The sequence below is a fragment of the Streptomyces sp. NPDC102514 genome (genome assembly GCF_055584525.1).
Window position 1 is genome coordinate 267,549 of record NZ_JBVJLW010000013.1, and the last position, 11,776, is coordinate 279,324.

Here is an 11,776-nt window from a genome sequence, read left to right on the forward strand (position 1 = left end):
GGCCCACTGCCGTCACCGGCCGCCCGCTATCCCACCTTCGACATCCGAGCCACCGGATCCCCCGCGTCCGCGTTGTCCGTCTCGTAGCGCAGGTCGTCGCCGACCGGGATCAGGCGGACCTCGTGGCGGCCCGTCGTGCACTCGGACGTGGTGGACGGCTTGGCCACGCTCGTGGCGATCAGCTGTCCGGCCGTCACCTTCTTGAGGTACAGGTCGGTGTCGCAGGTGCCGCCGATGAGGTCGGTCTGGCGGAACGTGCCGAGCCGTTCGCCCTGCTCGGCCTGGCCGACCGTCACCCGGAAGGTGCCCATGGGGAGTTTGCCGCCGAGGGCGAAGCCGTCGCCCTCCCAGGTGCCGAGGTACGACGCGGGTATCGCGCTGTCCTCACCGCCCGTGGGGCCGGTGCTCGGGGTGGCGCTGCTCCCGGCCGAGGGGCCGGCGCTGGCCGCGGGCGGTGTCCCGGCGGGCCCCGCGTCGCTGCTGTCGTCCGAGCCGGTGCCCGGCAGCAGGTCGAACACGAACACCGAGCCGAACGTCACCGCCGCCAGCGCCCCGGCCACCGCGAGCGCGACCGTGCAGCTCAGCCTGCGTCCACGGCCGCCCGCACCCGGCACGGAGGTCGCCGCCACACTGACGGACACCTTCCCCGCGGCGGAGGCGGGGGCGGCAGAAGCGGGCGGACCGTCGGCGTCCCGCGGTTCCGGTACGTACGTGGGGGCGCCCGGGTACGGCGTGTGCGGCCCGTTGTGGGCGCCCGGAGCGTAGGGCGAGTACGGGGAGGGGGAGGAAGAGGGGGAGTAGGACACGTACGAGGGGTCGGGCGGGCCGAAGACCCCGGGCGCCCCTCCCTCCCCCGCCGCACCCGCCCCCGAAGGACCGGCCGCAGGACCGGCCGCCGAAGGGTTGTCCACCGAAGGGCTGCTGAAGTCCACCACCCCCGACGGCGCCGCCTCCGCCGCCCCGTCCGCGACCTCCAGGTTCAGCAGGCGTACGGCGCTGCGGCTGACCTGTTCCACCAGGGGGCCCGGCAGCCAGCCCGCCGCCACCAGCCGGGCCGCGCCCTCCGGGGCCAGTGCGGTCGCGAGGTCCGCCGGGGACGGGCGCGCGGCCGGGTCCTTGGCGAGGCAGCCGGCGACCACCTCCCGCAACTCGCCGGTGAGCGCGCCCAGTTCGGGTTCCTCGTGGACGACCTTGTAGAGCAGGGCGGCCGAGGAGTCGCCGGGAAACGGGGACGAGCCCGTCGCCGCGTACGCCAGTACCGCGCCGAGCGAGAAGACGTCGGCCGCGCCGGTGACGCCCTTGCCGAGGATCTGCTCGGGCGACATGTAGCCGGGCGAGCCGATGGAGACGCCCGTCGAGGTGAGGGACGCCGTGCCGTCGGTCGCGCGGGCGATGCCGAAGTCGATGAGGAGGGGGCCGTCGAGGGTCAGCAGCACGTTCGACGGTTTGACGTCGCGGTGGACCAGGCCCAGGCCGTACACGGCGGTCAGCGCCTCGGCGAGCCCGGCGCCCAGGACGCGTACGGAGTGGTCCGCGAGGGCGCCCGTGTCGGTGACCGCGGCGGTCAGCGTGGGGCCTGCGGCATAGCCGGTCGCCACCCACGGGACCCGGGCGTCCGGGTCGGCGTCGAGGACCGGGGCCGTGTACGCGCCGCCCACCCGCCGTGCCGCCTCCACCTCGCGGCGGAACCGGGCGCGGAACTCCTCGTCGAGCGCGAAGTGCGGGTGCACGATCTTGACCGCGACGGTACGGCCGCCCGCGCTGCGGCCCAGGTAGACGCGGCCCATCCCGCCGGAGCCGAGCCGGCCGAGCAGCCGGTAGGGCCCCACCACCGTGGGTTCGTCGACTTCGAGCGGCCTCATGCGCCCGCACCTCCCCCGTCCCCCGTGGACCCGCAGGCCCGTAGACCCGCGGACCCGCAGACCCGTGTGCGTATGTCCGTCGTCCCCCGGGTGTCGTCCCCCGGACGAGCCGCACGCACTCCAGCAGGGTAGTGCCGCCCGTCCCGCGGACCCGGGTGGCTCAGGGCTCCAGCAGGTCGACCTTCACGTCCGCCGGGAAACCGGTCGTGGGACCGACCCGGCGCGCGAACTCCGTGACCGCCTCCAGTTGCGGTGCGCCGAAGCGGAAGTCGAGGGTCGTGAAGTAGCGCTCCAGGACGCTCTCGTCGAAGGCCTCCCAGCGGGCCGCCTGCTCGGCGACCTTGCCGACCTCCTCCAGGGACAGGTCGCGGGAGGCGAGGAACGCCTCGTGCACCTTGCGGGTGAGGACCGGTTCGCGTTCCAGGTAGTCGCGGCGGGCGGCCCAGACCGCGAAGACGAAGGGCAGGCCCGTCCACTCCTTCCAGAGGGCGCCGAGGTCGTGCACCTGGAGGCCGTAGCGCGGGCCGTCCAGCAGGTTGGCGCGCAGGGCGGCGTCGCCGATCAGCACCGCCGCGTCGGCCTCCTGCATCATCAGGCTGAGGTCGGGCGGGCAGGTGTAGTAGGACGGCTCGACGCCGTACCGCTCCGACAGGAGGAGCTGCGCGAGGCGTACGGACGTACGCGAGGTCGAGCCGAGGGCGACCCGGGCGCCGTCCAGCTGGTCCAGGGGCACCTGGGAGACGATCACGCAGGACATCACGGGGCCGTCGCAGCCGACCGCGATGTCGGGGAAGGCGACCAGCTCGTCGGCGTGCTTGAGGAACTCGACGAGGGTGATGGGCCCGATGTCGAGATCGCCCCGTACGAGCTTCTCGCTGAGCTTCTCCGGGGTGTCCTTGGTGAGCTCGAAGTCGAGCAGCGTGCCCGTTCTCGCAAGTCCCCAGTACAGGGGCAGGCAGTTCAGGAACTGGATGTGGCCGACGCGCGGCCGTGAGCGGCGGGCGTCGGGACGCCCCTCGGGAGACTCAGGAGAATTGTCCACATCGCGAGGCTAACCCCCATGCGGTACGGTGCAGGATCCAGGGTGCCCGAGTGGAGTACGAAACCGCTTCCGCCCCATGTGTCAACCCTTGTGACACCGAGTGATACCGCTACGTCAGCCCCTCCGGCGGGCCCGTCAAACTTCCGGGTGACGTGATCTTGCCCTCTATTGCCTTCGGCTGCCCTCCTGGGTAGGCTCATCCGCAAGTTGCAGTTTGGTTTCCCTTGCAGTACAGAGCCTGCGGAGCATGTGACCGCGGGCTCTCGTCGTTTTCAGATGAATGCAGTTGTTTACAAGGTTTTGTTCACAAGCTTTTGTTTACACCTTGCAGGTTCTGGAGCAGGGCAACCCTTTGGGCCCAAGGAGGGCTTATGGCTACCGGAACCGTGAAGTGGTTCAACGCTGAAAAGGGCTTTGGTTTCATCGCCCAGGAAGGCGGCGGCCCGGACGTCTTCGTCCACTACTCCGCGATCAACGCGAGCGGATTCCGCTCCCTCGAAGAGAACCAGGCGGTTACCTTCGACGTGACCCAGGGTCCGAAGGGCCCGCAGGCGGAGAACGTCACCCCCGCCTGATCCTTCGGCTGAGTCCGGGCTCCGCGAGCCCGACACTCTGATCCGGAACCTAGAAGCAAGACCCAAGGAGCCCCACACCGTCAGGTGAAGGGGCTCCTGCCTTTTTACCCCTCGCGCCCCCCGGCTCCTCTCCCGCTCCCTCCCTGCCTGCCCGCCCGCCGGCTACTCGCCGCCGAGTGCCCCGTCGTACATCGTCTCGATCTCCCCCGCGAACTCCCGGGTCACCACCGCCCGGCGCAGTTTCATCGTCGGGGTCAGATGGCCGGCGGTCTCCGTGAAGTTCAGGGGCAGGACGGTGAAGCGGCGGATCGATTCCGCGCGGGAGACCAGGCGGTTGGCGTCGTCGATCGCCCGCTGGATGACGGTGAGCAGGTCGGGGTCGGTGACCAGCGTGGCCGTCGGGACCTCCGCCCGCCCGGTCATCCGGCACCAGTGGGCCATGCCCTCGCCGTCCAGGGTGACCAGCGCGGTGACGTACGGGCGGTTGTCGCCGATGACGACGCACTGGCTGATGAGGGGATGCGCGCGGAGCCAGTCCTCCAGCGGCGCGGGGGCGACGTTCTTGCCGCTGGTGGTGATCAGGATGTCCCGCTTGCGGCCGGTGATCGTGAGGTAGCCGTCGTCGTCCAGCTCGCCGATGTCACCGGTGGCGAACCAGCCGTCCTGGGCGGCCGGGACCACTCCGCCCGCCTGCGGGTCCCAGTAGCCGCGGAACACCTGGTTGCCGTTCAGCAGGACCTCGCCGTCCTGGGCTATCCGCACCCGGGTGCCGGGCAGCGGCCAGCCGACCGTGCCCAGGCGCGGCCGGTGCGGATAGGTGAGGGTCGCCGCGGCCGTGGTCTCGGTGAGGCCGTAGCCCTCGTACACCTGGATGCCGGCGCCCGCGTAGAAGGAGGCGAGGCGGCGGCCGAGCGGGGAGCCGCCGCAGACCACCTGGCGGACCTTGCCGCCGAGGGCCGCGCGGATACGGCGGTAGACGAGGGGGTCGTAGACGGCGCGGGCCGCTCTGAGTTTGGCGCTCGGCCCGGAGCCCGTGCCGTGCTGCTGGGCCTCCAGCGCCTCCCCGTAGCCGCGTGCCACCCGGGCCGCACGGTCGAAGGAGGCGGCGCGGCCCATCCTCTCGGCGGTCGCGCGACCGCTGTTGTAGACCTTCTCCAGCACGTACGGGATGGCCAGCAGGAAGGTCGGCCTGAAGCCCGCGAGGTCCGTCAGCAGTTCCTCCGTACGGATGCTCGGCGCGTGGCCCAGGCGCACCCGGGCGCGCATGCACGCGACGGCGACCATGCGGCCGAAGACGTGCGAGAGCGGGAGGTACAGGAGCGTGGAAGCGGGCTCCTTGAAGGTGGACTTGAAGACGGGGTGGAGCAGTTCGACGGCGTTGTCGACCTCGGCGAAGAAGTTGCCGTGGGTCAGCGCGCAGCCCTTGGGGCGCCCGGTCGTGCCGGAGGTGTACATGACCGTCGCGAGCGAGTCGGGGCCGAGGACGCCACGGCGTACGGCGACCTCCTGGTCGGGGACGCCCCGGCCCAGCTCGGCGAGCCGGTCCGTGTGCCCCTTCTCGAAGATCCACACGTGCTGGACGTCGGGCAGCCGGTCGCGTTCGGGGCCGAGCGCGGCGGCCTGCGACACATGCTCGACGGCGATCGCCACCGCGCCCGAGTCCTGGAGGATCCAGCGCGTCTGGAAGACGGACGAGGTCGGATAGACGGGGACGGTCACCAGGCCCGCGGCCCACGCGGCGAAGTCCAGCAGCGTCCACTCGTACGTCGTACGCGCCATGATCGCGAGCCGGTCGCCGGGCATCAGGCCCTCGGCGATCAGCCCCTTGGCGACCGCGAGCACCTGGTCGGCGAACTCGGCCGCCGTGACGTCCTGCCAGCGGCCGTCGGGGCCCTTGCGGCTGAGCACCGGGTCGTTCGGCACCTGGTCCGCGTTGTCGAACGGGATGTCCGCGAGCGAGCCGTGGGTCACGGGCAGGATCAGCGGGGGGACCGAGACCTCTCGTACGACACCGTCCAGCCGCCTGACCTCGGGTTCCGGCAGGGCGGGCTGGGCGCGGGAAGAGGGATCGCGGGACACGGGCGGCTCCTTGCTCTCGTACTTCTCCCATTACGGACCCGTGAGGGGGCAGGTTCACCCGGGAAACTGGGGGGCTTGTGTGCACAAGAGTGAGAGGTTGGTGCGTGTTCGGACGGCTGTTCATCTTTTGCCGAAGGTGTGGGCATGGATGGACGTCGCGCAGGGGCGGGGCGCACGGGGAATCGCGCGGAGGGTCGCGCGCCCGGCCGGGTCACGGGCGTTCGAGGATCGCCGTCACGCCCTGGCCGCCCGCCGCGCAGATCGAGATCAGGCCGCGGCCGGGACCCTCCCGCTCCGCGAGCAGCTTCGCCAGGGTCGCCACGATCCGCGCCCCGGTGGCCGCGAAGGGGTGGCCGGTCGCCAGGGACGAGCCCGCCACGTTGAGGCGGGCCCGGTCGACCTGGCCGAGCCCCTGCTTCTCCCAGGCCGCCAGGGTGGCGAGCACCTGGGACGCGAACGCCTCGTGCACCTCGACGAAGTCGAAGTCGTCGAGGCCGAGTCCGGCCCGTTCCAGCATGCGCGGGACCGCGTGGGCGGGTGCCATGAGCAACCCGTCCTCCCCGCCGGCCACGTCGCCCGCCACGAAGTCGACGGCCGCCGTCTCGTACGCGGTCAGGTACGCGAGGGGCGTCAGGCCGCGCCCCGCCGCCCACGCGTCGCTCGCGAGGAGCACGGTGGCCGCGCCGTCGGTCAGGGGCGTCGAATTCCCGGCCGTCATCGTGGGGTTGGGTCCCCGGACGCCGAACACGGGCTTCAGCGTGGCCAGTTTGCCCACCGTCGAGCCGGGGCGGAGGTTCTGGTCCCGGGCCAGCCCCCGGAAGGGCACGACCAGGTCGTCGAAGAAGCCGCGTTCGTAGGCGGCGGCGAGCCGCTGGTGGCTGGCCGCCGCCAGTTCGTCCTGCGCCTCGCGGGTGACGGCCCACGTCCGGGCGGTGACCGCCGCGTGCTCACCCATCGACAGTCCGGTACGCGGCTCCGCGTTGCGCGGGATCTCCGGGACGAGGTGGCCTGGGCGGACGCGGGCGAGCGCCTTCAGCCGGGCGCCCGCCGACTTCGCGCGCCGGACCTCGAGCAGGATGCGCCGCAGCTGGTCGTTGACGCCGAGCGGGGCGTCGCTGGCCGTGTCCGCGCCGCCCGCGACGGCGGACTCGGTCTGCCCGAGCATGATCTTGTTGGCCGCCGCGACGACGGCCTGGAGGCCGGTGCCGCAGGCCTGCTGGAGGTCGTACGCGGGGGTGCGGGCGTCGAGCCGTGAACCGAGCACGGTCTCGCGCGCGAGGTTGAAGTCACGGCTGTGCTTGAGGACGGCACCCGCCACCAACTCCCCCACCGCGCCCGGCTCTTCGAGCCCGAAACGGTCCACGAGGCCGTCGAGGGCCGCGGCCAGCATCTCCTGGTTCGAGGCGGTGGCGTACGGGCCGTCGGAGCGGGCGAAGGGGATGCGCGTACCGCCGACGACCGCGACGCGGCGCGGCTCCGGCATACGGAGGGGTCCGGCGGCGGGTACGCGTTCGGCCGCGGGGGCGGATCCGACGGCGGGAACGGGTCCGACGACGCGGAGCGGCCGGGGTGCGCGACTGGGTTCGACGGGGCTCATCTCGACCTGCTCCCTCACGGTGACGTAGCATTACCTCCGGTAACCTTACTCCAGAGTAAGCATGGGGTGGGTGCCCGCGCGAGCCTGCGCCCGAGCGCATCCGACCCAGCTGGGAGCTGAACCATGGCCGACCGCTATCTGAGCCTCACCGGCACCGCGCCCGGCCGCTTCCTGACCCGGCGGCTCGGCCTGCCCCAGCCGGCGCGGCTCCGGCGGTGGAGCGCCGAACGGCCCTCCCTGCAAGGCCGGTTGCTGCATCTCACGGCGGGCAAGTCCGACCTCGACCTGGCACCCGTCCTCGCCCTCGCGGGGCTGGACCTGGACCTCGTACCGGCCGGCTCGGCACTGGACCTGGGCACGGAGAACCCGGTCGCCGTCGTCCTCGACGCCACCGGCGTCCGTGACGTCGACACCCTCACCGAGGTCCACGCGGCGCTCCACCCCGTCGTCCGGTCCGTCGCCGGGAGCGGGCGGATCGTGGTGCTCGGCTCTCCCCCGGACCCCGCCGACCACCACCAGGCCGCCGTGCAGCAGGCCCTCGAAGGGTTCGTACGGTCCCTCGGCAAGGAGATCGGGCGGGGCACGACCGTAAATCTCGTACGGCTCACGGACGCGCGCGCCGCCGAGTCGACGTTCCGCTTCCTGCTCTCGCCCCGGTCCGCGTACGTCAGCGGGCAGGTGGTCGAGGTCGGCGACGGTGACGGCGAGGCGGTCGCGCCCGCCGACTGGGGCAAGCCGCTCGCCGGGCGGACCGCGCTGGTCACCGGGGCCGCGCGCGGGATCGGCGAGGCCGTCGCCGCGACGCTCGCGCGGGACGGGGCGCGGGTGGTGTGCCTGGACGTGCCCGCCGCCGAAGCCGACCTGGCCGCGGTCGCCGGACGGCTCGGCGGGGTCGCCCTCGCGCTGGACATCACGGCGGACGACGCGGGGGCGCGCATCGCCGACGCGCTGCCCGAAGGGCTGGACGTCCTCGTCCACAACGCGGGGATCACGCGGGACCGGCGGCTGGTCAACATGCCCGCGGAACGGTGGAGTTCGGTGCTCGACGTCAACCTCGCGAGTGTGCTGCGCACGACCGACGCGCTGCTGACCGGCGGCACGCTCCGGCCCGGCGGGCGGGTCGTGGCGACCGCGTCCATCGCCGGGATCGCGGGCAACGTCGGCCAGACGAACTACGCCGCGTCCAAGGCGGGGATCGTGGGGCTCGTACGGGCCCTCGGGCCGCGGGCGCTGTCGGAGTACGGCGTGACCGTGAACGCCGTCGCGCCCGGCTTCATCGAGACGCGGATGACGGCCGCGGTGCCGTTGTTCATCCGCGAGGCGGGGCGGCGGATGAACTCCCTCTCCCAGGGCGGGCTGCCGGTGGATGTCGCCGAGACGACGGCGTGGCTCGCGAGTCCGGGGTCCGGGGCGGTCAATGGACAGGTGGTGCGGGTGTGCGGGCAGAGCCTGTTGGGGGCGTGAGGGGTTCGTTTCATGGTGCGGGCCCGGTGGGGGCTGGTCGCGCAGTTCCCCGCGCCCCTTGAATGCGCCGTTGTCGGGTGCGGGTGCGTGGGGGCTGATCGCGCCGTTCCCCGCGCCCCTGAAAGGCAGGCCGTTGCCAGGTGCGGGTCCGCTGTGGCCGGTCGCGCCGTTCCCCGCGCCCCTTGAAAGCGCCGTTGTCGGGTGCGGGTGCGTGGGGGCTGATCGCGCCGTTCCCCGCGCCCCTGAAAGACAGGCCGTTGCCAGGTGCGGGTCCGCTGTGGCCGGTCGCGCCGTTCCCCGTGCCCCTCAAGGGCGCAGCCCTTGTCTTTTGGGGGCGCGGGGAACTGCGCGGCCGGCCCCCACCGGGCCCGCACCCGACAGCGGTCGGCAAGCACAACCCCGTTGTGAAGGAGGAGAGTTGGAGATGGGTGACCTGGTGGATGTCGGGAACAGTGGGACCCGGACGCGTACCCTCGGGCGGTCGCCGGCGCTGTGGCCCCTGCTGGCCCGGGGAGCGGTGCTCTCCCCGTTCAAGCGGCCCCGGACCGGGGTCACCGCACCCCGTACCCGGCTGGTACTGCCCGGGGTCCGGGTCGACCTGGGCAGACTCGCCGCGTACGAGCGGGCCTGCGGATTCGGGGTGGGGGCGGACGAGCTGCCCCCGACCTACCCGCATGTGCTCGGCTTCCCCGCGGCCATGCGGCTGATGAGCGCGCGGACGTTCCCGCTGCCGCTGCTCGGGCTGGTGCACACGTCCATCGGGATCACGCAGCACAGGGCGCTCACGGCCACCGGCGAGTACGAACTCACCGTGTGCGTCGACGACTTGGTGCCCCACAGGCGCGGCACCGAGGCCGTCGTCGTGACCGAGGTCCGGACGGCCGGCGAACTCGTCTGGGAGTCACGCAGCACCTATCTGGCCCGGCACGCCGTCGCGCAGCCCGCGGAAAACGGACGCGCTGCCGAGCGGGCCGCGGCGGAGCGCGAGCCGCTCCCCGTGCTCGCCGAGTGGCATCTCGCGGAGGACGTCGGGCGGCGGTACGGGTCCGCGTCCGGGGACCGCAATCCGATCCATCTGCACCCCCTCACGGCCCGCATGTTCGGCTTCCCCCGGACCGTCGCGCACGGCATGTGGACCGTGGCGCGCTGCCTCGCCGAGCGCGGGACACCCCAAGCGGCCCGCGTCCGGGCGGAGTTCAAGTCACCGGTGCTGCTGCCGGGGGCGGTGTCGTACGGGGCGAGGAGCAGCCGTTTCGAGTTGCGCGGAGCCGACGGCGGCCGGCTGCATCTGACGGGGGAAGTGCTCCCGCTCACCTGACACCCACCTGGTCCGGGCGGCGCCACCGGCGCACCCCCTTATTCAGGGTCGCGGCCCGGGGCCTCCGCCCACGGCTGCCCCTCCATCAGGTCGCCGAGGCCCGCCCACGCGAAGTTCATCAGGGTCGCGGCGGCCTGCCGGGCGGAGACCCCGGGGGTGGCGTTGGCCCAGGCGGCGAGGGACTCGGCGGCGCCGACGAGGGCTTCCGCGAGGCCCGCGACCTCGCGTTCGGGCAGTGAGGGGTTCCGGTGGGCCTCCCGCGCGGCGACCACGATCAGCTGGGTGACGAACGCCACGATCTCCTCGCGCATCGAGGTGATCTCGGCGGCGAAGGGCTCCCCGTGCGTACGCGCCTGACGGTGCAGCACCGCCCAGCCGTCCGGGTTCTGCGCGGTGTGCGTGAAGAACGCCCGCAGGCCTTCCCAGAGTTGGCGGTCGGCGGGCAGGTCGGGGCGGACTCCGGCGCGCACGGCCGCGGTCAGGGCGGCGGCCTCACGCCGGATGCACGCGGTGAAGAGGTCTTCCTTGCTGTTCAGGTACAGGTAGACCAACGGCTTGGACACGCCTGCCAGATCGGCGATCTCGTCCATCGAGGCGGCCCGGTAGCCCCGCTGTCCGAAGGTCCGTACGGCGGCGTCCAGCATCTGCTGTTCGCGCACGGCACGGGGCATCCGCTTGCTCTTCACTGCACCCATACAGGAAAGAGTATGTTCTGCCGACGGTTGCGCCGGGGCGAGGTGCGGTCACCTGCGGTCGTACCGGGGCCGGGGTGCGGCCCCCGCCGCTTTCAGGCCGTGCGGCTCCGGGCGCCGGACACGTCGCCGGACACCTCGCTCGGCACCTCTCCGGGCGTCGTGCCGGACGTCTTGACCGATGCGGCGTCCGCCGCCTCGTCCTCCTGGTTGCGGTTCGCCTCCAGGTTGGACTTCATGCGGTCGACGCGCGCGACGACCTGCACCGAGGCGCGGTCGCGCTCCTTGCGGAGGACCACGAAGCTGATGGGCGCCGAGACGACCAGGGCGAGCATGACGACCCACATGCCGTTCGAGTCGCCGAGGCCGCGCGGAGCGACGCCGGAGTAGACGAGGCCCCAGACGACCACGAGGCAGCCCACGAAGATCCCGAGGCGCATCAGTGTGTAGCGGAGCATCTCAATCCACTCTTCCCGTTCCGAACGTTCCCAAAGGGCACCGTCCAGTGAAGCACGCGCGGGCCGCGATCTTGTAGGGGGGTGCCGGGGGGTGTGCGGCCCGCCGGTCTCAGTCGACGCGGCCCAGGGACAGCAGCATCGTGATGTCGTCCCGGTCGTCGCCCGGCGACACCCTGATCGCGTCCGGTACGCGGCCGACCTCCTTGTAGCCGCAGGACCCGTAGAACCGCTCCAGGCCCTCGCCGCCCCGGCAGGTGAGCCGTATCGCCTCTATGCCGTCGAGACCGCGGGCGGCGTCGGCGGCGGCCGTGAGCAGGTCGCGGCCGTAGCCCCTGCCCTGGTGCCTGGGGTGCACCATCACCGTGTACAGCCACAGCCAGTGCTTCATCAGGCGGTGGGTGTTGTGGGTGAGGAAGGCGGTCGCGGCGACGGTTCCGTCCTCGTCGCGGCCGACCAGGAGCCGGGTGCGGCCCTCGGCCATCGCGACGAAGTGCTTCACGAGCTCCGGCCGTACGGTCTCGCGCGAGACCGGGGGTACGAAGCCGACGGAGCCGCCCGCGTTGGACACGTCGGCCCACAGGTCGGTGATGCCGTCCCGCAGGGCGGTGCCGACAGAGGGGTCGAGCTCGAACGTAAGGGCCATGCGGGCAGATTACTTATTACCCGGCCTGTGACTCAAGTGGCTCGTG

General features: G+C 72.6%; 10 protein-coding genes. 3 read left to right on the forward strand and 7 right to left on the reverse strand.

The window, feature by feature from the left end; all coding sequences use genetic code 11:
- Nucleotides 1-26: 26 nt before the first annotated feature.
- A complete protein-coding gene (locus ACZ60E_RS30350; RefSeq protein ID WP_469444559.1) occupies nt 27-1,862 on the reverse strand; it encodes a serine/threonine-protein kinase in 1,836 nt (611 codons plus the stop codon).
- A gap of 160 nt (nt 1,863-2,022) precedes the next feature.
- Nucleotides 2,023-2,904 carry a menaquinone biosynthetic enzyme MqnA/MqnD family protein gene (locus tag ACZ60E_RS30355; RefSeq protein WP_384806121.1) on the reverse strand — a complete coding sequence of 294 codons (882 nt, stop codon included), beginning with the start codon at nt 2,902-2,904 and terminating at the stop codon, nt 2,023-2,025.
- Nucleotides 2,905-3,275: 371 nt separating this feature from the next.
- Between ACZ60E_RS30355 and ACZ60E_RS30360 the strand changes: the two genes are divergently transcribed.
- On the forward strand, nt 3,276-3,479 hold the full coding sequence (locus ACZ60E_RS30360; RefSeq protein ID WP_016645643.1) for a cold-shock protein: 204 nt from the start codon (nt 3,276-3,278) through the stop codon (nt 3,477-3,479).
- A 162-nt stretch (nt 3,480-3,641) separates the two neighbouring features.
- On the opposite strand, the gene ACZ60E_RS30365 is transcribed toward ACZ60E_RS30360, so the two are convergent.
- Together ACZ60E_RS30365 and ACZ60E_RS30370 are read right to left on the reverse strand one after the other, a co-directional pair.
- Complete coding sequence (locus tag ACZ60E_RS30365; protein ID WP_453791429.1) at nt 3,642-5,558, reverse strand: AMP-dependent synthetase/ligase; 1,917 nt, start codon at nt 5,556-5,558, stop codon at nt 3,642-3,644.
- 211 nt (nt 5,559-5,769) lie between these two features.
- Nucleotides 5,770-7,041 carry an acetyl-CoA C-acetyltransferase gene (locus ACZ60E_RS30370; RefSeq protein ID WP_469444651.1) on the reverse strand — a complete coding sequence of 424 codons (1,272 nt, stop codon included), beginning with the start codon at nt 7,039-7,041 and terminating at the stop codon, nt 5,770-5,772.
- Between the two features lie 237 nt (nt 7,042-7,278).
- On the opposite strand from ACZ60E_RS30370, the gene ACZ60E_RS30375 reads away from it, so the two are divergent.
- Nucleotides 7,279-8,619, forward strand: a complete 1,341-nt coding sequence (locus tag ACZ60E_RS30375; RefSeq protein ID WP_469444562.1) for a 3-oxoacyl-ACP reductase — start codon at nt 7,279-7,281, stop codon at nt 8,617-8,619.
- 424 nt (nt 8,620-9,043) lie between these two features.
- Nucleotides 9,044-9,937, forward strand: coding sequence for a MaoC/PaaZ C-terminal domain-containing protein (locus ACZ60E_RS30380; RefSeq protein ID WP_469444564.1), 894 nt, complete (start codon nt 9,044-9,046; stop codon nt 9,935-9,937).
- 38 nt (nt 9,938-9,975) lie between these two features.
- Here ACZ60E_RS30380 and ACZ60E_RS30385 read toward each other — a convergent pair whose 3' ends face one another.
- The 3 genes from ACZ60E_RS30385 to ACZ60E_RS30395 all read right to left on the reverse strand — a co-directional run bounded on the left by ACZ60E_RS30385 (nt 9,976) and on the right by ACZ60E_RS30395 (nt 11,730).
- Nucleotides 9,976-10,632 (reverse strand): TetR/AcrR family transcriptional regulator, encoded by a 657-nt coding sequence (locus ACZ60E_RS30385; protein WP_385836092.1) that lies wholly within the window; start codon nt 10,630-10,632, stop codon nt 9,976-9,978.
- A 92-nt stretch (nt 10,633-10,724) separates the two neighbouring features.
- Entirely contained in the window at nt 10,725-11,087 is a 363-nt protein-coding gene (locus ACZ60E_RS30390; protein ID WP_453791432.1) for a DUF4229 domain-containing protein, read from the reverse strand.
- Nucleotides 11,088-11,196: 109 nt separating this feature from the next.
- Nucleotides 11,197-11,730 (reverse strand): GNAT family N-acetyltransferase, encoded by a 534-nt coding sequence (locus ACZ60E_RS30395; protein ID WP_384806134.1) that lies wholly within the window; start codon nt 11,728-11,730, stop codon nt 11,197-11,199.
- Nucleotides 11,731-11,776 lie beyond the last annotated feature (46 nt).